Below are 26527 nucleotides of genomic sequence, written 5' to 3'. Positions count from 1 at the left end.
TATATGAAATACGATAGAAGTAATTGCCCGTACATTGACTATATCTTTCGCGGTTCGATCCGTTCTATTCGGACTCTGGGTTTATCAAACTCCATCCTTTCGGCTTGTGCTAGTATGAACATATCGCCAGAAAAAAATAAGTCGCGTGTATCACTCAGGCGTATTTTCCCGCTTGGTGTTTTCAGGATGGTGCTCGGCCGAAGCATGAATAAGCGAATATTCTGCTTCCCGAAACTTGCAGATATCGTATGGACGAGTTCTTCACTTAGTCCGTCACGGATATTCTCAGACATACGATTTACCTCAGCCAGCACGAACAATATCTGCATGTCCGCGGTTGTCTCCACAAATATACAAATCGAAGAGAGGCGAATTTCAGCGCTGAAAGGATTCAGACATGAAACCAGATCGTCGGGATCGAACACACAGTCGTTAATCGCAATCCGATGATCGCTCCTTCCTGTGACGAAGAGACAGTTATCCAATATGAAACCACGATCACCCGTTCTTAATAAATAATTTTCGGGATCATTCCTGTTTTCAAAAAACGTTTTTTTACTTTCCTCAGATCTGTTTATGTATCCATGCGCAATGCTTGCGCTGCATACAAAAATTTCTCCGACCGTTTTCTCGGGCATTATCTCGTTTGTATCTTCATCGATAATAAAAACATTGATATCTTTTATTATAGAGCCGCAGTTGGCTAACAGACGGGTGTCTTGTTCATTCAATGGTGGCTCAACGACTCCACGCGCAAGACCAACTCTGGAGACTCTCTCAAATGAAATACCTTTTCTTTTCTCCGAGGCAGTCACCAGCAGCGTCGCCTCGGCTAAACCGTAACACGATAAAAACGCCTGTCTTTCAAAGCCACAATCTGAAAAGAGATTGTCGAATGCCTCGATAGTATGTGGCCTGATATGGTCCGAGCCAGTGAAGGCGACTTTCCATGACGACAGGTCCATAACAGCAGTCTGTGCAGCACTGATCGCCCGAACGCTCATGTCATACATGAAATCAGGGCCACCAGAAAAACTTGCACGGTAACGACTGATCGCTTTAAGCCACCGACCAGGTTCTTCGGCTACAGTCTCGGGAGGCAACAACACACAATGCCCTCCGGCGGCCAGTGCCATCAACGCGCCACCGATCAGACCCATGTCATGCGAGAGAGGTAGCCAGTTGACCCCACAGTCACCATTTTCGTAGCCGAATGCTTCGCCCTGCTTGTACAGATTGAAGAGAATGTTCCTGTGGCTTAGTTCAACCCCTCTGGGCGATCTCGTCGCACCGGATGTATATTGCACCATCGCAATAGAATCAGGCGATATCCTCCTCAGGTCAAAGTCAGTATCATTTCCTCTGTTTTCGGTAGAAATCCAGCGGAATGTGTTGTCATTTTCGACTGCTGCACATGCTTTCTGGAAATTTCGAAGAGTCGTTTGATTCCCGATAGCCGCCACTGCTCCGGAATCCTTCCTGATGTTCAGAAAGCGATCTCTTGCACCGAAGGCCGTGGCTTGTACGCCGGACACGGGTATCAGACCCGCATTCATGCCGGCCATCAATCCAATTAAGTAATCCAGTCCGTTATCATATAGCAGGATAACATGTGTCCCCTGCGGAAGAAGGCGTAGAAGCCATCCGGATAATGTCGTGACATGCTGTGCGAATTCGCACATGGAGACACTCTCTGTCTCGTTTTCTCCATCACCAAGAAACGTATATAATCTCTGATCCGGTTTCCTACTTACCTGAAAAGAGAGAAGGTCGATAAGACTGTTGCAACGCCAATCAAGAATTTCCTGACCATCTGCCCGCGTTACGACTGTGAAACCATCGCTCATACTGGAGCCGAAGCGTCGTCGACATACAGCTTTTCAAGGAAGCTTTGAGACATCTGCTGTATCGTTTCATCACGGGCGAGCATAAGCACAGAAATATTGACTCCCATTTCGATACGTAATGCGCTCTGCAACTCAACCCCGGCAAGGGAATCAATTCCCAGTTCTGAAAGCCGTGCCGTGTCGCTGATTTTCGAAGCGTCCACATAGAGAATCTTGGATACAATTTCTTTCACCTGTGAGATGATATAATCGAGCCTCTGGTTCTCGTTCAGCTCACGCAGGCGCATCATGTGCTTGCCGCCCCGGCCGTCCCCGCCCCTGGCGAACCGTAACTGCGAGAACCTTGGCAAGCTGTCCATGGCAGGAAACACCGTTGCCCATTTCTCCCAGTCAACCTTGGCGCAAGCAAGTGCAGGAAACCGAAGCGCAAGCATACCCGGCAGTTTATCAAGTGCTTCTTCAGGAGACATACTACCGATCCCTGCTGCCTCGAACAACCGGGCTGCAGCCTCATTGGCATGCAACATGCCAATACCGGAAATGGCACCCCATTCTACTGAAAGAGCAGGCTGTCCTCGTCTGAACCTATTGGAAGCTATGGCGGCCAGCGCAGTATTTGCCGCAATATAGGCACTCTGCCCCAAATTGCCCAGTAATGTTGTGATGGAAGAATACAGTACAAAATAATCGAGATCGAAGCCGGCAGAGAGCTTGTCGAGGTTGATTGCGCCAGATACCTTGGGTTCAAGGACGTTGATGATCCTGTCGATATCGAGATTATGTATCAGTGCATCATCGAGCACGCCTGCACAGTGGAATATGCCTTTGAGCGGAATGTGCCTTAGTGAGATGTCCTCGAACAGGGCTGCCATCGAGATTGGATCAGAGACATCGATTGCAAATGTAAGAACCTCTATGCCCTTCTCTCGGTACGCCAGTATCTCTTTATGGTACTCAGACTGTTCTTCAGGACGCCGACCGACAAGTATCAGGCGGGTTGCTCCTTCGCGGACGAGCCATTTCGCAGTTGCCCAGCCAAAACCACCCAGACCGCCAGTGACAAGATACACACCTGCGACATGAACTGATGGCAAAGGACGGAGCAATACGTCGGCCTGTAGCTCATCAAGATTGGTGTAGTCGATGATCACCTTGCCAATGTGTTTGGCCGACGCAAGGAACCTGAAGGCTTCCGAAGTACGATAAGCAGGGAAGCTCGTATAAGGCAAGGCGCGCACACCACCGTTTCGGGCCAGCTTTACGACGTCGGTGAGAAGTGTCCTCATCAGCGCAGGACGCTGCAGCATAAGCCGGTCGAGATCGAGAGAGAAGAAGGACAGGTTGTTATTGAATTGCCTCAGAGGAAGTGATCCCGCCTCCACAATATCCTTCTTACCGATCTCGACAAATCTGCCATAAGGCGCAAGCAGCATCAGGCTATGGGTCTGCCCATCGCCCGATAGGGAATTCAAAACTACATCCACGCCCCTGCCGTGCGTTACGGCATTGATTTCTGCCGTAAAAGACAGGGATCGGGAATCGTACACATATTCGCAGCCAACGGACCTGAGATAGTTCCGCTTCTCTTCGTTACCAGCCGTTGTGAAAACTTTGGCCCCGATCATTCTGGCCAACTGTATTGCTGCAAAACCGACCCCGCCCGAACCGCCATGGATCAGAACAGTCTCTCCTGCCTCAAGACGGGCAAGATGAATAAGAGCATAGTAGGCCGTAACGAATGCTATCGGCAGTGTTACCGCGTCTTCCGGCGAGTAAGGTTCCTCAAGCGGGAATGCCAGAACAGTTGCCGCGTCTGCATAGAAATGCGTTGCAAAACACCCTGGCCATGGCATCAGGTAACGCTGCCCCGGATCAAAACCATCGACACCGGCTCCCACTGCGATCACCTCGGCGGATGCTCCATACCTAGTTTGTCACCATTGAAGGTGTCGTCAATTACGCTGTCCGGAAGTAGCTGCGTTGCCTTCAGCACATCCTTAAAATTCAGGGCACTCGCAATTGTTCTGAACAAGATTTTCCCTGGTGGCGGGGGCTCGCAGATCATGCGTTCATAGTGCAGTTTGTCGAGCAAACCGCTGGGATCGGAGACCAGGCGAACCCCGACTGGCTGGCCACCAGCCAATTCATCCCGTGAATAAAAGGTACGTTCGGCAGCCGCGCCCGATCTGACCTCGCAGATCCTTCCTACAGCCCTGAAACCGGGACGTAGGATAATGTCATCCTCCTGATCCTGATTGGAGATCTCGGCACAGATTTGCAGAGCCGTTGCTTCGTCTTGCAAGAAGTTGCCAATATCGACGAGACGCACCCCGAGATCCGCTCGTTCGGCGGACAACCCTTTGGTGAATCCACGAATACATGCCTGCGCGACATCAATGGCCTCCCCCTTCAAATCGTCGGCTGTCACGGCACCCTGAGTGACGACCACAAGTTTCTTGCCAATCGTTCCGTTTCCGGCTGCTGACGAGAGTTGTGCAAGGCGCAGAAGATCCTTGATAGATTGTTTTCCTGTTCCTTCGGTTTCCTTGCGGGAGATGTAGATCAGCATACCTATCGGATCGGACAGAACGTGGAGTAATGCCGCATCCTCCAGTGTACTGATGTCATGGACATCCACCGTCATCCCATATGACAGGAAGCTATTATGGAGAAGTGAAACACAAGCCGGCGCCGCGGTCAGCACGGTTACTTTTGTCGCTTCGATCAGCAGCGCGGGCTGTTCTGTATCGAACCAGGTCTGGTGATAAAACCTTGTTGCGGCGGGATCGTTCCGCACACGATTTTCCCCTTTCGGGAGTGAAGTGGCACGGAAACCTGATATCTGGATTACTGCTTCACCTTCCGGGGTCGTCAGTCGTATATCACCTTCCACATATTTATCAGATCTCTTGGTAATCCGGGCATGTGCAATGAGCTCTTTATGCTTCCCGCCCCAGTAAATAAATTGCTCTATCTCGGTTGGCACATATACAGTGCGCTCATGCCGATTATAGGCGGCACCAATGAGTGCCTGAAATGCACCATCAAGCAACGTTGGATGAATATAGTAGTCGTCGATTTCATCAGTAAGGCCAAGTTGCAGACAAGCTGAGGCTATACCATCATCAATACGCAAGGACTTCAGGACTCTGAATTCCGGTCCATAGTCGAACCCAAGTGAACTCAGCCTGCTGTAAAAATCTTCTAGATTTATCTCCTGAGTTCCGGATGAATCAAACAGAAATACATCAGAATCCGGCCAAGGCTTGCTCAACAATAGCGTGCATGACGCATGCTCGGTCCACTTTCTGTTTTCTTCTACGTCATACGTTGATGAAACTTTCAGTACGCGATTATGTGAGTCGAAAGCCCATTCTATTCGCACAGAATCTGAGTCATCGAGTGTTAGCGCATAAGGGATTGTGAAACGCTCAAGGACCAATGCGGATGACGGTTCGATCTGATTAGACAGGGCAATACATCCCTCAATAAAGCCCGCAGCAGGAAACAGACATATGCCATCAACCTGATGGTGTCTGACCCACGAGATAGAAGCCTTGTTCAGATAGTAATGCCACACAGGTGCAGAAGCGGAAACCGGATCTCCAAGTAGTGGGTGAACGATAATATCCAGGCGGTCTCTGCGGGATTCATCGGTCTCCGACCAGAAATATTCACGAACCCACGGGTAATGGGGCAATGCTATACGCTTGCCTCCTAGGATTTGATGCCAGTCCAATGGTACGCTGGCAATATAAAGCCGTGCCAAGCAACGCGAGATCGCCAGACTTTCACTTTCATTACGGCGGAGAGTGGGAATAACTGCAAGATCCTTTTTTGAGCCTTGCGCCGACTCACGGATCAAGGCTGACAGCACAGGATGGGCGCCAATTTCAAGAAAAGTCTGATGCCCGGCATCAAGCATCCGCCGGATAGCGTCGTGAAACAGTACTGGTTCACGAGCATTGGCAAACCAGTATAGGGCGTCATGACGCTCCTCCCCGCTCCAACGTTCCCCGGTTACCGTAGAGTAAAGAGAAAGCTGCGGCACCTGGGAGTCGATATCAGAGATCGAGCTTAGCAACTCGTCGTGGATCTCATCCATCAGCGGGTTGTGATACGGAATTGTGACGTTGAGCTTCCGGTTGAAAATGCCATCCCTGTGGCAGAATTCAGAAATTGCCGTCAGGGCATCCGTATTCCCGGCAAGTGTACACGAGGTACCACTATTATAGGCGGCAACTGATACAAGTCCGGGGTATCTGCTGACAAATCTCGATGTCGCTTCTGCACCCGAAAGAGCGACAGCAAGCATCGTCCCTCTTCCAGAAAGACGGGCCTGCAGGCGACTGCGGTGATAAATGATCGTTATCGCGTCTTTCAGGGACAGAACTCCAGCCGCATAGGCTGCCGCTACTTCACCCAGGCTATGGCCCACAATTGCTGAGGGCACGACACCTTTTGCCCGCAAAGCCGCCACCAGAACGACCTGAATGACGAAAATTGCTGGCTGCGCGATGATCGCTTCATCTAGTCTGGATTCTTCTGCGGGACGCAGTATCTCATCAATGATCGACCAGCCGGCCAATCCGATGAAAAGACTGTCAACATGCTCAACGAGCAATTGAACGGCCTGATCAGGGTCTCGCAAGATATGATGACCCATACCTTTCCACTGTGATCCCATTCCGGAGAAGACGAAAACAGGGTTCTGCATCGTCTCGCTCAATCGTCGACCTGTTACGATTTTGTCGGATGCTTTTTTCTCGGCGACAGCTTCAAGACCCTCAATGATGTCGCTTGCGCTCTCGCCATATATGACGGTCTGCAGCTGCAACCGTGCGCGATGCCGGGCAGCGGAAAAACACAGATCCTCTATTGCTGGACTGTTGGAGCTTCTCAGGAATTCCAGATAGGAAATAGCCAGTCTTTGGGTTGCAACTTCAGCCATTGCATTCAGAGGAAGTAGTAATGTTTTGTCTGGACAGACCGCTTCAGTATTGTCAGGGTTGGAGCCGAATGATGGCGAGCGCAGAAATGCAACCGCATTTGTACCGCCGTATCCAAATGAGTTCACACCGATAAAACTATTGCTTCCACTTGAGGGCAGCTTGGTCAGCTCTCCTTCCACGACCTTAATTCCGAGTTCGGCAAACGGTATCGTCTTGTTCAGCTCAGGAAGATTGGCCTGTGGTGGAATTGAGCGCTTGTTTAGACAGAGGATCGCCTTTATCAGCCCGGCCACACCCGCCGCACCCTCGAGATGCCCGATATTAGCTTTTACGGAGCCAATCAGAAGTGGTGTTTCCGGGTCTCTTCGCTGACCGATCGATTTGCCGAGTGCATTGACTTCAATAGGATCGCCCACAGGGGTACCGGTGCCGTGAGCTTCGACATAACCTACATCGTCTGGGGTCAGACCTGCTTTTGACAGAACGTCGAGGATCAAACTGCGCTGTGCTTCCTCGCTTGGGGTAGTAAGGGTGGGTGTGCGACCATCCTGATTGACACCGGTCCCGACAATGACTGCGTGTATCTTGTCGCCATCTCTCTCAGCATCAGAGAGACGCTTGAGAACCACGATACCGCAGCCTTCCCCGCGGCCATACCCGTCGGCCATTGAGGAGAAACTTTTGCATCTTCCATCCACAGAGAGAAAATGCCCTTTCGACATCGTAATGGACGAGATGGGAGAAACCATGATATTGACCCCACCAGCGATCGCAGCGTTACTCTCCCCTGTTGCGAGACTGAGACAAGCCTGATGGATGGCCGTCAAAGATGATGAACACGCGGTATCAATCGACATGCTTGGCCCCTTGAGGTCAAGACTATGGGAGACACGCGCAGCGAGCATGGTCACCGATGCCGCGGTCGCAGAATAATGATCTTTTATGAGACGCCGGTTGTAGACGGAGCCGCTCACTCCCATCCAGTCGAGGGAAAAGGTTCCCATGAATACGCCTGTCCGGCCGGTAGAATATGTTGCCGGAAGAATGCCGGAATCTTCCATCGCTTCCCACACGACTTCCAGTACAAGCCGTTGTTGCGGGTCCATGCAGGCCGCTTCGCGAGGCGAAATCCCGAAGAAGAGCGGATCCATATGTGCAATATTCTGGTCGATGAACGAGCCGCGGCGCATATAAGTCTTGCTGGGCGCAGCAATATCTTCACTGTAGTAGCGCTTGCTACCCCAACGATCATCCGGAACATCAGAAGAAGCATCGCCCTGATCGCACAGGAAGGCCCAAAGCTTCTCGGTATTATCAATTCCCCCCGGAAAACGAAGACCAATACCAACAACCGCTATTTCGCTTCCCCGGTTTTCCATATGGTGTGAATTTCCCTTTTTTGTTGGATCTACATGTGGTCTCGATCACGAGAGTTTAAGAAGCTGCGAAAGCAGTAAACGATCAGGCTGTCCGTTTCCTGTCCGGGGAATACTGTCCACCCAGATAACGGTTACTGGGGGCATTGTCGGAAAGGCGCCCCGTATCCATGAAGATAAATGATCGAGGGAGAAATTCGCCTCCGTTACAAGAGCTACATAAGGACAGGCTAATCCCAACGCATCGGGTACGATAAACATCGCACACTCGCTCACGCCCTCACAGGCATGGATATGAATATCAATCTCAGCAAAATTGAATTTGTCGCCACCCAGACTTACCAGATCGTCGACGCGACCAGTCAGGTGGAGGATACCCTGCGTATCAAGATATCCTAGATCTCCAGTATGGAACCATCCATCCCTGAACTGCTTATCGCAGCTGTCAGGCATACTCCCGTGTCTGTGAACAACTCCCGTCCCACACACCCTGATCTCACCAGGAGTCTCAGCGGTGACCGGTTTACCCTCATGACTTACGAGGTCGAGCCCTACCCAGGGCAGAACCCTGCCCACCGCCGTGTCTGGCAAATCGTCACGTGAAAGCGAAGCAATAGCGCCACACTCATCGGTACCATAAACGACTTCCACATTCGGTGTCAGTGTCTGCTGTATCAGCTCTCTCAATGCAGTGGGAAGTTTCCCTCCCACAACTGTCAGATAGAGATTTTGCAGTGGAGCCATTCCCGGTGGCAACTGGGATATAATTGCTTCGGCGTGTCGGGGAGAAATCAATGCTGCGGTAGGTTTCTTTTGGCTGAATGCGATGCCCAGCTGGTTTGCTTCCAGTATCTGGACGTGAAGCCTGGCCAGAAGGCAGGAAATCACAGTCAGAAATCCTGTTGCTGTGGAGAGCGACAATACAGGAATGACGCGCAGATTGGCTATATCGAGGTCCCGATCAAAGACGCCACCGAAGAATACGTGGTACGCCGACATCTCGATGTATGAAGATGTCAAATCGAGACGTCTCAGTTGGTTGTCCGTCCCGTCTGTTACAGCAACACGCACAATTTGATCCGGATGCACGATCACTGGCCTTTGGGCAGTATTATCCTGACGCCGCGCGTTCTCGAACCAGTTTATATCCAACACAAGCTGACGGATCGTAACGGACGATATGTTGCGATCGCTCAGGATGATATCAGGTCGAATAAGATCAAGTTCTAACCGAAGCTTTCTACCCTCATTATTTGTCAATGATGCCGACGGTATACCAAGCTGTGCGAGTGCCAGAATGAATACGAGATGCACATACTTTTCGGTATAGTTGATAGCAACGACGCTCGGAGATAGCTCACACAATACGCGAAGTACGCATACGACACCATTAACATCTCTCTCCAGCTGACGATACGTGACTTCGTATCCAACTGAGCTCACTGCTGTCTTGTCTAGTGATCTGCCAGTATCGCGAAATGCAAAGCGACCAAACATCTAGGCAACGCCTTTGTATGTAGCCTTTTGGGGAAATCAATCGGCGCCCAGCCAGAGCTTATGGCTGGGCGCACTGTATCAATTGACTGACGACGCCCGCTTTGCGGCCTCCTGAAGGATGTAAGGTCCCCCCGCCTTGACCTCAAACGAGAGAATTGATGGCTCCTGGGTGTCAGTTTTCGGAAATCTCACGAGCGCGTTTCCGCTGGTCCAACGCATATTGCCATCTTTCACATTATTCCATCCTGAAAGCCCTTCCTGCGACAGGAGCATCTTTAGATCAACGCAACCGAAATGCGTCCAGAGTTCAAGGTTTGACACCAATACCCCGAGATGACGTCGATCATTGACAAAGGCCCCCTCGACATCACAGGGCCGTGAGGCACGGGAGATGATACGTACCTCGGTTATGTCAGCCGGTATCATGAATACAAAACGGCCGCTTTCCGTGACGCGTGTAATGTCAATGCGCTGTCCGGCCGGGGTCACGAGATGAAGATCCATGTCTTCCGTCTGATCGCTGGTTGCTTCACGCGGAGCCACACCCATTGATGCTGCTCTTTCGAGCAATCGTTTATATAGTGGTTCGACATCGGCGCGCTCAGTCGAGAGAGGTACCGCAGCGTCTTCGCTCCAGCTCAATGCTGTATCACCTGTGAAACGAACAACATTGCCGTTTTGAGTAAATTCCTTGCGGTTGCCTGTATTGAGATAGCTCTCGCTCAACGCCCCGTTTGCCCACAGAACAGAGTGTGACGCTGTTTCGATGTGATAATACGTATAAGTACTTTCATTCATGACATAATATATTGTTCTGTTATTTACCAACATGCGTGCGGGAATAAATTTTCCTTCAAAATACATGCAATGCTCAGGCGTCACAAAGAGGTCTTTGTTTGGAATACCCGGTGCGATTGCATCTGCTGTGATGCAAACCGGATAGCCTGCGCGGTCGGGAGGAAGATCTTTCCTGATCTGGGCTGTTTTTTTACCCACCCAGGTAACCGTTTTGATGACTTCCCGTCCGCCTTCGTAGGTTACAACCTCGTCTCCCACCCTGAAGTCCTCAACGGTCTTTTCGCCAGTAGCCGTGCGTATCATTGTACCAGCGAGGTAGCAGATAAACGTCAGTATTGTGCTGCCATCGGCATCTTTGGACAGGATAAAGTAATCAGTACTATTAAATGATCCATTGAATGTGGTTGACCACGTATCTTTGCCCTGCACTACAGTGATCGTATTGCTGTTCAAATGGACGGTTCCGCCGGACACATACTGCATCCAGTCGATATCGATAACAGCTCCGGAAGTAAGGTTGGTCCTTGTCAACAGCGCGCCAGCTTGCAGAACAAGCGAACCGCCCGACCCAACACTGAGATTGTCTGCCGACCCTCCGGAAGAGACAATTTCCGCACCACCAAGCAGAACGCTTCCTCCTGAATTTATACCGCCAGACAAAACAGTTTCCGTGCCGCCCGAGCCGACAGTGGCGCCAGACACGGTCGCGCCACTTGAAACGGTCAGTTGGCCCTGTATGAGAACTATTCCTCCAAACTGTGCAGCACCCTGCTTCAGGAAAACCTGCCCGTTCGAAATGACCGGCGCTGATATTGTTGCCCCGGAATTAGCCACCAGAGTGCCCCCGTGGCCGACTGTCGTGCTGACAACCGATCCGCCTATATAAACGTTCTGAACGCCTCCGGCGCTGACCGTATTGCCTATGGTAGTACCACCAGAGGAAACCGATTGCTGACCCTCGATTATGGAGTTTCTGTCAGTTCCGCCGCCAAGCACGTATCCGGTACCCCCGGATCGTATTGTCCCGCCGGAGGTAGCGCCGGGACCACTGAGATCAGTAAACCCTTTCGCGGTTAATATTGCGCCCGCCGAAGTTCCTGAAACATTACCTGCATAAATTTGGCCACCAGAATTGATCTGATAGCCGTTGACAGTTCCGCCCATCAAGGCGAACACAGCAGCATCGGACTGGGTGGCAGTGGCGCCGCTAAGCGTTCCTCCCCGTGCGATCAAGGCACCGCTGGCTGTAGCAACGAGGTTTCGGCCTACGCCCGCACCCTCAGCAATGAAAGCACCAAATCCGGCTGCCGTTGCGCCTGACAGATTAGCTCCACCAAGCTGGTAGTAGTATTCCTTCACATGAAAAGTGCCGCCACTATCGATCCAAGAGGACCCTGACAGTGATCCACCATTTGTCATCGAACTAACACGTACGGATGACTCGTACACGGTGGCTCCGGATGTGGCGCGAGCCACAGCGGCTCTTACATAGAGAGTCGCACCAGTTGTTGTAGAGTTACTATTGCTCGTCCCAGCTGACACTTGGCGGCTCCTTTCTTGGTGAGGGCTACTGTTCTAAGTTGCCAGACTGAGAGCTTCGGCGGCCAGATTTGGGGAGTGGAGCTCACAGACAGTCCAGTTCATCACTCTACCCCTTCAGACTAACACAAAATCTCGATTGACTGGAAGCCCAGTGAAGTTATCAGCGGATATAATATCTTCTTAACGATCAGTAATATTATTTTAATGTTTGATCAGACCAAACGGACAACGCTTTATCCTACTGGTTGTCTTGATTGAAATCTTTGAGATTTAGTGCCTGTCAGGTCACGATGTAATCTGCGCTGACAACGGTGCAGAGTATAAAGAAGAAGGAAGCGACGGGTTCCTCGTATCGGGTACCAAAGGCTCTCCGTTCCCTGAGTCAAGTCCGATGATTTGCGACCTGGTGGCTGTGTCGATAAGCTTATTTGAGGCCCGAACGGGACGGCTCATTCTTTTTGGCTGGAATGACCGGCCGCGAAAATCTGCTTCACAAATCCTAACGAAACCGGTTGAAGCGTATTTCAGGTCATAGATGATATAGCGCGGCACAGTCGGCAATGTGTTCAAGACTGAAAGAGCAGACAGCAGTTCATGCGCCTGCACCGGTGTCAGGATGAATAAAAGGGCTTTCCCGCACACGTCGACCGCTAAGCATATCTTGCCACCAAGGCCTCCGCACGAATGCCCAGCTGGTTGACAGTTGCTCAGGGTTCTTCTGGAATCTCCTTTTCGGCGGCTTCTACCGCCTTGTGATGGGCCCTTATGTTCCTGCCGTAAGGAAAGACTATGTCCAAGGCTGGATACCGGTTCTTCACCTCCCCGCAGCGTGTCTTTCACACACCCGGCTTGGCCTAGCGAACGAGCAGGGACAGAATTCCGCGTTAATCATCATAGGTATCATATCGATTAAAGTAAATTATATCTCATAAACGAGCTTGCTATTATTTATGTTAGAGTTTTATATAAGTGTTACATCATAGAACACAAGATCAATGATGATAATTCGATATATATATTCCAGATAACTTGTTTTGATGGTTCTCGTACATCAAATTCTGCTTCCAGAGGATACAGTGACGGCCCTGACTATAGATGAAAATACAGCCAAGGCCGCTCGCTCTATGAGTGTAACATTACGCGAAAGCCAAATAATGCTTCGTAAAATTTTCAGTAATTATCTCCCAGAGCGTCGGCGTTCCTTTCGTTACAAACCAACTGTCGCCAGGTTTATAATGCTTACTCTGTCCGGTCGTTTCATCCGTCAAAATGATTTCGCCTCTAATGAGAGTCGCCTGTTCACTGAACGGATAAACAAGGCGAAATTTTCCCTTGGTCGTTCCGAAATAAGCGGCATTGATTGGATCCGTCGGTGCACCGTAAGTCATTTTACCATACGCTAGTACATCGCCTTCAAGAATTTCTGCTCCAAGGTCTGAGAACCTACCCCAAGCATCCAGATCCGAAATGGATTTATTAATCTCTATTTTTGTAATAGTCATTACTTTCTCCTTTTTTAAGCAAAGAAACATTTAAAGTGCACGGCGTCTGATATAATCGCAAAGTCTTATTGAAAAGATGGGAATAACAATTTAATTTTCCCATATGTAAAGTATATAATTAAATATATTTGTTTATACCATTTATATTTCATAAGGTATTATCAATATTTAGTGAATAACTTATAAGATAATTTGCTCGCAATAATCCCGCAAGTACGGCTAGCGGTAGAAGTGACAGGAGTGTCCATGCTATCTGACCTGACTGCCCTGTCAGAACATGGAATTTATCAACGGAAAGAATAAATATTATTAGAAAAACAATACCAGATAGTATGGAAGAAAAAAGTATGATTGAATTATTTATACCATTATTTTTATTATAGTAAAAAAATCGCGTAATTGATAATGAACATAGAGTCATCAAGCAGATAATACAAAGCGTAGCAAGATTCGTAAGCCATGAAAATACTGTGTTAATTGGATCAGCTCTACACAATACAAAGCACGTTAATACAGTAATTGCAATTAGACTTTGAAGAAGAGACCCTGTGTGCGGACTCTGATAATATAGATGTGCCTCACCCAGTTTTCGTGGTAAAAAACCTTCGCGGCCGGTCGAGAAAAAATAACGGGCAATAGAATTGTGGAATGCCAGAAGCGCTGCATATACACTAGTTACAAGCATGATACGCATGGCTATCGATAGCCAGGGACTGCCGTATTGATTAGCTAGTATAAATGTAAAATCCGTGGGATCAGATAGACTAATTATCGTTGAAGCAAGGTTATTATACCCTGCGCCAACAACCAGACACCATGCCGAAAATGTATAGAACCCTCCAATTAGCAGAATGGATACATAAGTTGCAATCGGTATGGTCTTGGCTGGATTTTTGGCTTCTTCGCTATAAATGGTTGTGGCTTCAAACCCAACGAAGGCAGCGAAGCAGAAAAGTACCGCGATAGCGGGTGCACCGCCAAGTAAGGCCGAGAATGTAAACGGGACCATCGAGAGTCCACTATTCCCTCCTGCATGAACGATAAGAAAATCAAATATCAGGACGACTAGGTATTCGCAAGCTACAAGCGTCATCAATAATCTGGCAGAAAGATCAACGCGACGATATCCCAAGAAACCGATAGTTATTATTGATGCATAAGCCCAGACCCACCATGGACTGCTTATTCCAGTGAGTGATCTCAATAATGCCGCACTAGCCACACCATGCAAACCGTAAAGACCTATTTGCATGGCGTTATAACCCAAGATTGCCAATGAGGCTGCTATTCCTCCCATCCGAAAGCCGAGTCCTCGCGATATCAAGGCATAGAAACCGCCTGCATTGGTCACATGACGTGACATTGAAGTATACCCTACCGAAAATAGCAGTAATACTATGATAACAAGGATCAACATAAACGGTAAGCCGGCACCATTACCAAGCATCATACCCATCGGTAATCCTCCGGCGATAACTGTGAGCGGTCCAGCTGCCGATACAACAAAAAAGATAATGAACCAGACTCCGAGCGTACCTTGTCTCAGCCCATTAATTTTATTATCAGTTGGGTTTCTGAAATCCACGATCTATTTCCTTAATTTCTTAATCAAATTCATATATAGTAATAAAGAAAGGAAAATATACTTATGTAGCTCTCAGCGCCTACCATTAAAATGGCCGCATATTTGATGCCATGTCTTTGCAGCAGTCATCACAGTGGGGCGGAAATAGTCTCTTCCTATAATCTCTCGATGAGGGATTGCGCTCATCAAATCGTAACGCGCGGAACCTTCGCTCATACCTTCTGCAAGAACCTTGCAAACAATATGACTTGGCGTAACTCCGAACCCTGAATAACCCTGAACAAAGAAGGCGTTCGGCTGGCCAGGTAAAGTACCAATCTGCGGGAAAAGATTAGCCGAACAAGCCATTGGCCCTCCCCAGGCGAATTCCAGCTTTATGTTCGCGAGATAGGGGAAAATCTTGAGTATTCTGCCAAAGTTCCATTGCCGGAAATCTCTTGGCGCATATTCGATATACTCTGTCGCAGATCCAAACAGGAGGCGGTTCTCATTTGTAATGCGGTAGTAATCGATTACTGGACGAATGTCACTGTATGCACCTCGAATTGGGCTTATCCGTTCAACCAGAGCATCCGACAAGGGTTCACTCGCTACTTGGAAAGAGTATGTATTGATTGTCTTTTTCGAAATTTTTGGCTCGAGATTGTTGAGGAAGCTGTCACAAGCCCATAACAGCTTTGTCGCCTTCACGCTGCCTGAATTAGTTCGTACAAGTATACGATTGTTATACTCAACGGAGATGACAGGACTGTTTTCAAAGATTTTTGCACCATGACTAGACAGCGCCATGGCTTCCCCAAGAAGCAGATTCAGGGAGTGAACCTGACCTCCCCCCATATGTTTCAATGCTGCGCTATAAGCACGGGAGCCTACAACTGTCTCTACATTTCTTCCTGTAAGTAGTTCGATCTCTTCTTCGGGAGCAATTCTCCGGAACTCATCCAACCACGTTCGTAACGTATTTTTCTGACGATTATTAAAAGCAAGATACCCGTAACCATTACGGAAATCAGCATCAATACCATATCTGTCAATTCTATCTTTTATGATTCCTGCTCCAAGATTTGCAATGCTGAAGAGTGTCTTAATGCCTTCTGTTCCAACATGCTTCCTTACGGCTTCTATATCATGACCTATCCCTGCCATTACCTGACCACCATTACGGCCTGTCCCACCATAACCTAGATGTCTTCCTTCAAGTATAACAGTATTCGTGATGCCTTTTTCTGCCAATTCGAGAGCTGTATTGATGCCAGAAAACCCTCCCCCGATAATAACGACGTCAGCTTCTATATCGTCAGTAAGCCGTGGAAATGATAGGCTGTATTTTCTGGTTGCTGTATAATAGTTTATTGAGTCCAGTTTCGACAAGAACGTCTTCATCTATGGTTACCTCGTTCTAAGAAATATCTATCCGGATTACAAAAAAGCCTATAAGCCGATATAAGTTTGTGAACAAAAGTTAATCACGTGTGTGATAATAAATCCTGACAATTCGTGCCATTTTATTGACTATTTATGCCAAATGGAGCTTGTATTTCTGATCAGGCATAGTTTGGATAGGAGCTTGAAGTGACTCAGGAAGCATCAGCTGCAACGATCAGGCTGCCAATTTTTTTATTGATCCTGGATGTACTGAACTCCGGAGGAGAACAAGCAAGAAAGTTTTTAAAACGCAATGGTCTGAATGTATTCCGTAAAGCAGATTTCTACGATGTTATGCCGTTAGCTCGCTATATTGCCTTATTCGAAGAAGCGGCACTTGTCCTCAATGAGCCCTCTCTTGGTGTGAAACTGGGTAGAGGCATATCTCCAGCTTCACTCGGTCCGTTGGGGTTGGTTGTTGCGGGGCAGCCGACACTCAGAAGTGCATTGAAAGTACTGACGTCTCGCATAACGGCATTGCAAAGTGGGACGATGGCTAGACTTTCCGAAGTGGGTGATCTTGCGATTTTTGATTATTGTCTTCTGAATCAAAAATCTGGCCACGCTGTCAGGATGCTGAATTCTCGATCGTATCAACCTGCTCTGTTATCCGTGCGATAATGGGAGCAGCATGGAGACCTCTTGATATTCACTTTGAACATCGGCGTGGTCTGAGTGCCAAAACACTGGAGGCGTATTTCGGTGTGACACCAAGATTTGGAAAGTCATCAAACAGTATTGTTTTCTCTCGTATTGATCTTGATCATGCTGCATATGAAGGAAGCAGAACAATAGATTCGTCACGTTCCATAAAATTCTTGGAGCGTCATCTAACGGACTTGATGATTGAATCTGAGCCAGATGATATTGTAGAGAAGGTTGTCTCTATAATTGACAGGTACCTGGGTGAAAGCCGGCCAACGCTTTCTAACGTTGCCAGAGACCTGGGTTTGTCTGTACGGACGCTACAACGTGAACTGTCTGTTCGCACGATCTCATTTGGTAAGATTCTACGTCAGTGCAGGTTGAAACGCGGCCATGCGCTTTTGGAGCGGGGTGAGTTAAGCCTTGATGAAATTGCGAGTGACCTTGGATATAGTGACTCTACAGCTTTCAGCCGCGCTTTCCGACAGTGGACAAATGTCACCCCCCGTCGTTTTGTCAGATCTGACGATAAGACAAGAAAGATGATGTCGCGCTAACTGAGGCGGTGCAACAGCATGCCTGAAGAGGAATTGTCAGGCAGACAACATTCACATTCTCACGCAAAGAATGCGAGTGCATTACGCAGAAAACCTTTGTTGACCGAGCGGCTTCCAGCGCCTCGTACAAGTCTTCTCCCCGCTCGGAATCTGTCGATCCCACCAGTCTCCATCACCATCGTTCTTTCTCGTCATATCCACCTTGTCAGGACTTTCGTCCAGTCAAGAAACGCGATTGCTCTCACCGCCTGATTTTGATGCAAACAGTGAGGTATGCGGTCATGGTTGGTAAGCGTGATAATAGCTCTGTAACAGCTCAGCTCATGATCAGACCTCCGTCTACATTAATGGCCTGCCCTGTAATATAGGAGGCATCCGGACCAGCGAGGAATGACACCAGAGCGGCTACTTCTTCAGCTGTACCAGACCGACCCATCGGAATGTTACGCACCCATTCCTCCATCAACTCGCCGGGTTTATAATTGCCAAGCAGCTTGCCCCAGTTCGTGTCATTGTAAGACCACATATCAGTGCCGATGATACCGGGACAGAATGCATTGACGGTAATACGCTCCTTGGCCACTTCCCTGGCAAGGCTCTGGGTAATACCCAGTACTCCGAACTTGCTCGCAGCATAATGTGGCGTGAATATGAAGCCCTGACGCGCCTGTCCGGACGCCGTATTGATGAGACGCCCCCCCTGCCCATGCTTTCTTATCCGGGCAATAGCCTCGCGACAGCACAGAAATACACCTTTGGTATTGACCGCGAGCACCTTGTCCCACTCGCTCTCGGTCATCTCCTCAATGCGAGCGATCGTAATCACTCCGGCATTCTGAACCGAGATATCCACGCGGCCGAATGCGCGCTCCGCCTCGTCATATAGAGCCGATACGGACTCCGCGTTTGTCACGTCGCCTTCGACTGCAATGGCCCTTCCCCCCGCAGCACGGATACGATCAACCACATCATGTACCGATGGTTCATTTGCATTCAGCACGACTGCCAGACCATCCTGCGAAAAGCGCGTGGCAATAGCTGCGCCGATACCGCGACTGGCCCCCGTAATAACAGCCACTCTGTCTCGAGATTGCATTCTTATGGCCTCTCTTGTTTTATAATATGAAGTTGTTATTTGGCTATTTTCTTTTTTATTAAGCCGTTGCCATTTCCATTATATTGACACTATTGGCACCGTTGCGCGGCAATATTCCCATCTGACGGCCGCCAGCCAGTACCATTACACGGTGGGAAAGACCGAGCACCTCTTCAAGGTCGGATGATACGACAATAACGGCCATCCTGTTGGCCGCCAATCTGGCTATAAGCTCGTAAATTGCTGCTCTCGCACCCATGTCAATACCGCGGGTAGGCTCATCAAGAATGAAGACCTTTGGTTCCCGTGCTAGCCAGCGCGCAATAACAACTTTCTGCTGATTACCACCGGACAGAGCGCGTGTCTTTTGTTCCGGGTCTCCTTTGACGCCAAGACGTTGAATCAGATCTTTTGCGAAATGACCAATCTTACTAGGGGGCAACCATCCGTTTGGTGCCAGCCGATCATAATTGCCCAATGCAAGATTATCGGCGATCGACTGGTCCAGTAATACACCCTGACTTTTGCGATCCTCGGGTACAAGCACAATCCCACGTCGGATCGCTTCACCTACATTATCTGGCTGAAGGATGTCGCCTTCAAGTAAAACCTGACCATCGCGGATCGGATCAATGCCAGCAATGGCGCGCACGAGTTCTGTCCTGCCCGCACCCACGATACCTGCAATCCCAAAAACCTCACCGGCTTTTACCGAGAAGTTGATATTCCGAAAATCGTCAGATGCAGAGGTGAGGTTTTCAACGCGAAGTACCTCCTCTTCTCCGGGATCTGAAACCGGCGGGAAGATACGATCGATTGACCGTCCAACCATGTCGCGCAAAAGTACATTCACGGGCACAGACGCAGATTCGTGTGTCGCGACAAGATTACCGTCTCTGAGCACCGTTATCCGATCGCATATCTGGGCGATTTCTTCGAGCCTGTGGCTGACATAGATAAAAGATACCCCCTCGCTTCTGAGCCGTCGTATCTGTGCAAAAAGATTGTCGGTTTCCGCCATCCCCAATGCCGCTGTAGGCTCGTCAAGTATCAGTAAACGCGCCCCTAACGTCAGGGCTTTGGCTATTTCAACCTGTTGCTGCGCTGCGATCGATAATCCCCTGACCATGCGAGCCGGTGAGACATTCAACCCAAGGGCTTTGAGGTGCACTTCTGCGCGACGCACCATGGCCGCACGGTCCACCCGACCATGACGCATCGGAATGCGCCCGATAAACATGTTCTCTGCAATGGAAAGGTCAGGAACAAGTTTCATTTCCTGATGGATGAGAGCGATACCGCTTCTCAGCGCATCACCTGGCGTATCAGGCGCGTAAGGGTGTGATTCCCATAACATTTCACCTTTATCAGGGTGATGAAGGCCTGAGATGATTGACGACAAGGTAGACTTCCCAGCGCCATTCTCGCCCAACAACGCGACAACTTCACCTTCGCGTACATCCAGATTGATGCCATCAAGAACGATATTCGCTCCAAAGGCCTTCTGAATGCCACGAAGAGACAATCTCACTGGCCTGAAGGACAACGAGGGGTCTTCGTTCGACATAGGAGATTCCCCGACTGAAATGCTCACACGACGCTCATGGATGCTGTGCAATGAAGGGGGCAACGTTCTCTTTCGTTGTCAGAATAGCTTCTTGCAACTGGAGTGCAGGAACCGGCTTTTTAGCAATAAGATCCAGTGCTGAATCGAGCGCAAGCTTACCCATAAATTGCGTTTTCTGGGTCATTGTCGCAGCAAGTGTTCCCTTCTGTACGGCCTTCAGGCCAGCAACATCCCCGTCATGACCAACAATCAGAACCGGATGATCAAGATTGGCAATCTTGGTCGCTTGCGCAGCCCCCAGTGCAAGCGCATCTGCGCGGCCAAAAAACACTGTAATGTCGGGATGCCGCTGCAGCATATCCTGTCCAATGTTGAAACCGTCGCTCTGCGACCACATCTGGCTAGGTTGCTGGGCTACAATTTTCAGACCCGGACATTTTGCAAGTGCCTCGTCGAATCCCTTTGCCCGATCGCGTTCAGGAGTGGTTCCCGTTTGGCCCTGCACAATAGCGACCTGGCCTTTTCCCCCTGTTTTTTCACAAACGAACTCACCGATCTTGCGGGCTGAGGCGACACTATCGGTCGCAATAAACGTCTGAGCCGGGGCGTCAGGCGCATTACGATCTACTGCGACAACCGGTATATGAGCCAACTCTGCCATACGAACTGGTACGCCTGCGGCGGTGGCACCTGCCGGAATGTAAATGATGGCGTTAACCCCGCGTGTAATCAGATCCTGTATCTGGTTGACCTGAGTGGCGCTATCACCATGAGCGTCGACCACAATAAGATCGACATCCTTCTCTTTGGCCTCTTTAGCGACCGATTGTTTGATCTGATTAAAGAAATCCGCCTGCAAATTGGCTACTGCCAACCCGACCATGGGCTTGGCCTGAGCTGCACCCATAATGGCGCAACTCAGAAGACCACATGCCAAAATCGAGCGGACCGAATAGAAACTGGACATGACGTTATCTCGCAAAAAAATAAATTGAATCGAACGATGTATTGGAGAAAGCACTCACTCAGCTACGGCGACGCAGCGTGTCGAATGTCACCGCAACAGCTATGGCAATGCCGATTACGACCTGTTGTATGAATGGTGAAATACCAACGAGATTGAGGCCGTTATGCAAAACGCCGATAATAAACACGCCTGTAACAGTGCCAGCAATTGACCCGATGCCCCCTGAGAGACTGGCACCGCCAATGACCACGGCAGCAATTGCATCGAGTTCATATCCAAGACCCGAAGATGGCTGCGAACTATCAAGCCGGGCCGCCATAACTGCAGACGCAATACCTGCCAGCAGGCCCGAGGCAACATAGACAAGGATCGTCAGTTTACCGACCTGAATCCCAGCGAGCCGCGCCACCTCCACACTTCCACCAATCGCATAAAGGGAGCGGCCGGTAGCGCGAAATTTGAGGAAAACCCAGGCCGCGGTTGCGAGAACGATAAACAAGCCTACGGTAACCGTTAATACGCCGAGATAACGCTCGGTCGCCAGTCCGGTAAACCATTCCGGATATCCAACGACCTGTTGGCCGTCTGTTGTGATGTTGGCAAGACCACGCGCAACAGACATCATTGTAAGCGTTGCAATGAACGCAGGGAGCTTCGCTCGAGTCACCAGCAGGCCGTTAACAAGACCACATAATCCACCAACCAGAATAGAAAGTGGCAGTGCCAGCCAGAACGGCACACCAAAATCCTGCGGGAGCCACCCTAATACCATAATTGACAGGGCCAGAACCGAGCCGACGGAAAGGTCAATACCACCGATGATAATGACACCCGTCATACCCAGTGCGAGAATTCCCAGAATCGTGCTTTGATCTATTATATTCAGGCCGTTTCGCAGCGTGAAAAAAGCACTGCTGCAGAAACTGAAGCCCATGATCAGCAAAAAGAGACCGATTAATGGCCCTTGAGCACCGCTGAGAAATGATTTGCGATCACGATAAGTCGATGGTGGAGAGGATATCCCGGTAGACGTCGCAGCAGGGTCAGTAACGGATGAGCGATTACTCATAAAAAGCCCTTCCTCACGTACGAAATCAGCAAAAGACTGCTATTGTCGGATTTGTATCCTTCAACCTTCGCGGAGTTCGTCATAAGAATCATGGATGTTGTTTAATGAAATTTCATTAATGATAATGCTCTGGCTCTTGTAAATGTCAAGAAATCAGACATCACATTTAATTTTTTATATTGGAGAACACATTTACGAGGTCAGCGTTATTTAACGAAAATATTATAATTTAAGCAGGGAAGATATGCTGCGAAATAGACCTCAGGCTTGCGGGTAATATATCGTTAAAAAGGACTGGACTGTGCGTTTCTACCGATACTGAAATCAGACACAGAGAATGGGGTCGTATTAGGCCAACGTCCTGAGCCGTTGGATGTGACGCCAAAGGACGGTAATGATGGAAGCTAGCGGTAAAGAGAGATCAAGGATCGTAGAGAAGATAGAGGTAAAGCTCTGACACCCGCTCAGCTGTTCATCCTGCCAATGCGGAAAGACACACTGTGCGCTTGGCAGAGCAAAGACTGTATTTTGTCAAGCGAGGTATATTTCAGCTTTTGGAGAGAGGAATCAGAGGCTTCCAATGAAGTAGCATGTCCGCTCTCGCTGTATAATTGAGGCGCGGGCATATGACACGCGGTCAAGACTGTTTCAGGCCTGGAATCATATCCAGCGCCCAGAAGGTTCACTGTCCGCATGTCAGCCGATAAGCCGGATCTTGCACTCAATTCTGTGAGGGGAAATTGCGAACCTGGCGATCGCTCCGGCTATCTCTTCAAGTACCGCGACAGTGCTCATACTGCGCGCGGTCCCATGCCTATCGTTGAAGGCAGATCAGGCGCCTTGTTTGGAGGTCTTGGGGGCTCGCCGTGAGCCATCGAGTTCACACCAGAGCATGTGCGCCGCAGCCACAATGGCCGGTCCGATGAAAAGGCCTACCAGGCCAAGCATGTGCAATCCCCCCAGGATGGCAATCATAGTGTGCAGGAACGGCAGGCGGGTCTCGTCGGAGATAAACTTCGGACGGGCGAAATGCTCGCCGCAGAACAGAACAAAAAGTCCCCAGCCAGCAACAGCAATGCCCATATTCATCGACCCTGAAGCCGCGATGATACCGCCGACCAGAATGGCCGCCGGGTAGCCGCAGAAGGGGATCGATGCGGCAATGGCCAGAAGGATCGTCAGAATGACGGCATGCCCGGCATCGGCAATGAAGATCAGGGGCGAGCAGACGAGCGCCTCACCGATACCTACAAGAACAAGCCCATTGACGGCACCACGGACGCTGCGAACGATGTGCAGGAGAATGTCATCGCGCTGTGTGAGTTCAATGCTGACCGTGCGGAGAGACGAAGTAATCCGCCCATAGGAAAGAAGGCAGCACGCTGCGGTCAACATGGCAATGAAAAAGGCTTCCAGAAGATGTGGAATACCTTTGAGAACAGAGAAAGCCGCAAGCCCTGCGATCTTGGAGATGGATTTGACCTGAGCCTTGGCCATTTTCATGATCTGTTGTGGGTCGATCTTGTTTGCGAGGCTCGCAGGGAGAGCGCTTTTGATCTTGTCGATCCTTGAGGAGACGGCCGGCGGCAGGGAAGGCTTTGACCCGTCGGTTGAGCCCGAGCCAGCATCTTTCTCGTTCTGATCCGCCGAGGCAGGATTCCCGGCACCCCCGTTACGCTGCGGCAATGCAGCATGGTTCTGCGTGGCGGTGTCAGAACTGTTCGCCGGAACCGATGTCTCATGAGGTGCGATGAAACGATGAGCTTTTGCAGAAAGCGAACCAATTTCGGTTACTGCTCCATAACCCGCTATACCCGCCATGATCGTGAAGATCATGCATGTCAACCCAATAAGACTGACGGCTGCGAGCTTCGCACCGATAAATTGCCCGAGTTTGCGTTGTATTGGCCGTACGGCAATGGCGATGACTGCTCCCCATGCCAAAGCGACAATAAGTGAGAACGAGATCCAGATTGCTCCGGCATAGATTGCAACGCCCATGCTGATGAGTGCAAGATACTTCACCCAAGGATGACGTTCAGAAATGAGAGGAGAGGCCATGTGTTCGTTCGTTTCGTTCATTTTTGGATCGGCGGAAGAGGTGTGAGACTGCTCACAAAGCTGATTGGTTGAGACGCATTACCAGCAGAACGTAAGAGACGCGAAATCGATCACAAACCGTGACCTGACTTTTGAAAGAAGCATCTTATCCGCAAGCTTTGTTTTTATGTTCGCAGTCGCAAGACCCGGTCTCGATGATCGCGAGGCAGAGAAACAAAAACTCTGGCCGGGTCATTCTGCTGTCCTAAAGCCAATCGATCCTGATCTCACCGTGCGCATTCGTAACCTATTCCGCATGCCTACCATACACTAACCAATGGCAGCATGACGGCTACTTCAAAGGAAACTCTTGAAGGTCCTCGCCAGATCAGAGAGGCCCATGCCAGAACAGCAGCATGGTGCGGCGCGAGCGGTGGGCCAGAGCTGTCAGTATTCTCCAGCCGTTGACTCCATCCGGGCGGGTTCAGGGCGTGGCTGGTTGTCTAGCCACCATGCGCCATAGCGCGTGTACTGGTCTGGCCGCTCGATCGACAGGCGAAGCTGATCTGCCGCGCTGCGCGGCCAGAAAGGATCACGGAGCATAGCACGCCCAATCAGCACCAGATCGGCCCTGTTATTGCCGATGATGTCGGCAGCAATATCGCCGGTCTCAATCAGGCCGACGGCACCGGTCATGATTCCCAACTCGGTTTTTAGTCTTGTCGCCGCAGGCACCTGGTAGCCCGGAAAGCCGGGCACTTTGACAGGGGCGATTCCGCCCGATGAGCAGTCAATCAGATCGACCCCCTGCTCTTTCATCCAGCGGCCATATATTAAAAAATCATCGCTGGTGTTGCCACCTTCAGCATAATCGGTAGCTGAAATCCGCACGAAAAGCGGGCCACTCCAGTCACGGCGAATTTCGTCGATAATCAGACGCACAATGCGGTACCGATTTTCATGGCTGCCCCCCCAAGCATCGTCTCGCTTGTTCGCCAGAGGGGAGAGAAACTCATTGAGCAGATAGCCATGCGCTGTATGAAGCTCGATAACATCAAAGCCTGCCTGCCCTGCCCTCCTTGCCGCTGCGTTGAATGCTTGGATCACGTTGAGGATTTCGGCTTCAGTCATAGAATGCGGCACCCGGGTGTCTGTCACAAAGGGGATGGCAGAAGGTGCTATGGCGTCCTGATCGGCAAAGCCAAGCATACGGCCGGCATGGCCGATTTGTGCACCAGCCTTTGCGCCCATTTTATGCACCACGTCGACCAGACGCGTCAGTCCAGAGAGATGATCGTCGCTCCAAATGCCAAGATCGCCGGGGCCGATCATTCCGTTTTCCATAACAGCCAGTGTCTCGGGAAAGATCAGCCCGGCGCCTCCGAGCGCGCGCGCGCCATAATGAACAAGGTGAAAGTCACTCACAAAACCGCCCGGTGCAGCGGAATGCATGCACATGGGCGACATCGCAATCCGGTTTCGTAGCGTCATGTTGCGGATGGTGAATGGATCGAAAAGCTTCATTGCTTTGCCTCTTTTGCAGTCACGGGACAGGTTTCAGGTTCCCTTGCATCTGAGGTAGGATGTGATGAGAAAATCGAAAATACTGTAAAGTTTTCAATACAGTATAAATTTTTATAGTGTCAGGGTCCTATGAAGAAGCTCAAGCGTTGGGAAAAAATACCGGGATGCTCCCTCGAAGCCACGCTCGATGTGATCGGCGGAAAGTGGAAAGGCGTTTTTCTGTATCATCTGCTTGATGGAACGATGCGTTTCAATATGTTGAGCAAGCTTGCCAAAGGTGCATCACCAAGGCTGGTCGTGAAACAGCTGCGCGAACTCGAATGCGACGGGCTGGTCACGCGCACTGTATTCCCGGTCGTGCCGCCGAGGGTAGAATATACCCTGACGGCAGAAGGCGAGAGCTTCGTCCGTTACTGACCTGCCTCAGTGATTGGGGTGATAAATGGCTTGAAAAGCGTTCTGTCTTGCAACCGTGCAACGCCGATGATCGGCATTCCATCTGTCGCAAACCATAACGCCAGAGAATTATCCTAATGAA

At 50.0% G+C, this 26527-nt stretch carries 16 protein-coding genes and 1 pseudogene; 3 read left to right on the top strand and 14 right to left on the bottom strand.

Going from position 1 to position 26527, the window contains the following annotated elements:
* Nucleotides 1-38 precede the first annotated feature (38 nt).
* The 8 genes from JCM25354_RS07180 to JCM25354_RS07155 all read right to left on the bottom strand — a co-directional run bounded on the left by JCM25354_RS07180 (nucleotide 39) and on the right by JCM25354_RS07155 (nucleotide 16482).
* Complete coding sequence (locus JCM25354_RS07180) at nucleotides 39-1847, bottom strand: AMP-binding protein (RefSeq protein ID WP_025885508.1); 1809 nt, start codon at nucleotides 1845-1847, stop codon at nucleotides 39-41.
* Nucleotides 1844-3754, bottom strand: a complete 1911-nt coding sequence (locus JCM25354_RS22350; protein WP_243443952.1) for an SDR family NAD(P)-dependent oxidoreductase — start codon at nucleotides 3752-3754, stop codon at nucleotides 1844-1846. The genes JCM25354_RS07180 and JCM25354_RS22350 overlap by 4 nt, the downstream gene beginning before the upstream one ends.
* Complete coding sequence (locus JCM25354_RS17340; protein WP_243443951.1) at nucleotides 3751-8178, bottom strand: type I polyketide synthase; 4428 nt, start codon at nucleotides 8176-8178, stop codon at nucleotides 3751-3753. The genes JCM25354_RS22350 and JCM25354_RS17340 overlap by 4 nt, the downstream gene beginning before the upstream one ends.
* Nucleotides 8179-8223: 45 nt before the next feature.
* Nucleotides 8224-9672: an AMP-binding protein gene (locus JCM25354_RS07170; RefSeq protein WP_025885507.1), complete on the bottom strand. Its 1449-nt coding sequence runs from the start codon at nucleotides 9670-9672 to the stop codon at nucleotides 8224-8226.
* Between the two features lie 78 nt (nucleotides 9673-9750).
* Nucleotides 9751-12012 carry a Hint domain-containing protein gene (locus tag JCM25354_RS07165; RefSeq protein ID WP_243443950.1) on the bottom strand — a complete coding sequence of 754 codons (2262 nt, stop codon included), beginning with the start codon at nucleotides 12010-12012 and terminating at the stop codon, nucleotides 9751-9753.
* A 1136-nt stretch (nucleotides 12013-13148) separates the two neighbouring features.
* On the bottom strand, nucleotides 13149-13514 hold the full coding sequence (locus JCM25354_RS07160; RefSeq protein ID WP_025885505.1) for a cupin domain-containing protein: 366 nt from the start codon (nucleotides 13512-13514) through the stop codon (nucleotides 13149-13151).
* A gap of 148 nt (nucleotides 13515-13662) precedes the next feature.
* The gene (locus JCM25354_RS20645) at nucleotides 13663-15099 is read right to left on the bottom strand and encodes an APC family permease (RefSeq protein ID WP_084294667.1); all 1437 of its coding nucleotides are present in this window, start codon (nucleotides 15097-15099) and stop codon (nucleotides 13663-13665) included.
* Between the two features lie 72 nt (nucleotides 15100-15171).
* Nucleotides 15172-16482: an NAD(P)/FAD-dependent oxidoreductase gene (locus tag JCM25354_RS07155; RefSeq protein ID WP_025885504.1), complete on the bottom strand. Its 1311-nt coding sequence runs from the start codon at nucleotides 16480-16482 to the stop codon at nucleotides 15172-15174.
* Between the two features lie 189 nt (nucleotides 16483-16671).
* Here JCM25354_RS07155 and JCM25354_RS20640 point away from each other — a divergent pair, with 189 nt between their 5' ends.
* Together JCM25354_RS20640 and JCM25354_RS23385 are read left to right on the top strand one after the other, a co-directional pair.
* On the top strand, nucleotides 16672-17145 hold the full coding sequence (locus JCM25354_RS20640; protein ID WP_084294666.1) for an AraC family transcriptional regulator ligand-binding domain-containing protein: 474 nt from the start codon (nucleotides 16672-16674) through the stop codon (nucleotides 17143-17145).
* On the top strand, nucleotides 17061-17726 hold the full coding sequence (locus JCM25354_RS23385) for an AraC family transcriptional regulator (protein ID WP_025885503.1): 666 nt from the start codon (nucleotides 17061-17063) through the stop codon (nucleotides 17724-17726). The genes JCM25354_RS20640 and JCM25354_RS23385 overlap by 85 nt, the downstream gene beginning before the upstream one ends.
* A gap of 316 nt (nucleotides 17727-18042) precedes the next feature.
* On the opposite strand, the gene JCM25354_RS07145 is transcribed toward JCM25354_RS23385, so the two are convergent.
* From JCM25354_RS07145 to namA, 6 genes are all read right to left on the bottom strand, one after another.
* Nucleotides 18043-18804: an SDR family oxidoreductase gene (locus tag JCM25354_RS07145; protein ID WP_199899923.1), complete on the bottom strand. Its 762-nt coding sequence runs from the start codon at nucleotides 18802-18804 to the stop codon at nucleotides 18043-18045.
* 76 nt (nucleotides 18805-18880) lie between these two features.
* The gene (locus tag JCM25354_RS07140; protein WP_025885501.1) at nucleotides 18881-20389 is read right to left on the bottom strand and encodes a sugar ABC transporter ATP-binding protein; all 1509 of its coding nucleotides are present in this window, start codon (nucleotides 20387-20389) and stop codon (nucleotides 18881-18883) included.
* Between the two features lie 34 nt (nucleotides 20390-20423).
* Entirely contained in the window at nucleotides 20424-21356 is a 933-nt protein-coding gene (locus tag JCM25354_RS07135) for a sugar ABC transporter substrate-binding protein (protein ID WP_025885500.1), read from the bottom strand.
* A gap of 58 nt (nucleotides 21357-21414) precedes the next feature.
* Nucleotides 21415-22425, bottom strand: coding sequence for an ABC transporter permease (locus tag JCM25354_RS07130; RefSeq protein WP_025885499.1), 1011 nt, complete (start codon nucleotides 22423-22425; stop codon nucleotides 21415-21417).
* Nucleotides 22426-23256: 831 nt separating this feature from the next.
* Nucleotides 23257-24486 (bottom strand): AI-2E family transporter, encoded by a 1230-nt coding sequence (locus JCM25354_RS20070; RefSeq protein WP_025885498.1) that lies wholly within the window; start codon nucleotides 24484-24486, stop codon nucleotides 23257-23259.
* Between the two features lie 426 nt (nucleotides 24487-24912).
* Nucleotides 24913-25989 carry an NADPH dehydrogenase NamA gene (gene namA / locus JCM25354_RS07115; protein ID WP_025885496.1) on the bottom strand — a complete coding sequence of 359 codons (1077 nt, stop codon included), beginning with the start codon at nucleotides 25987-25989 and terminating at the stop codon, nucleotides 24913-24915.
* 129 nt (nucleotides 25990-26118) lie between these two features.
* On the opposite strand from namA, the pseudogene JCM25354_RS17330 reads away from it, so the two are divergent.
* Nucleotides 26119-26504: pseudogene (locus JCM25354_RS17330) on the top strand (winged helix-turn-helix transcriptional regulator).
* Nucleotides 26505-26527: the final 23 nt, after the last annotated feature.

The organism is Asaia prunellae JCM 25354, from assembly GCF_000613885.1.
Lineage (GTDB): Bacteria > Pseudomonadota > Alphaproteobacteria > Acetobacterales > Acetobacteraceae > Asaia > Asaia prunellae.
The sequence above is the reverse complement of the archived record's forward strand: the minus strand, read 5'-3'. Positions and strand labels throughout refer to the sequence as shown.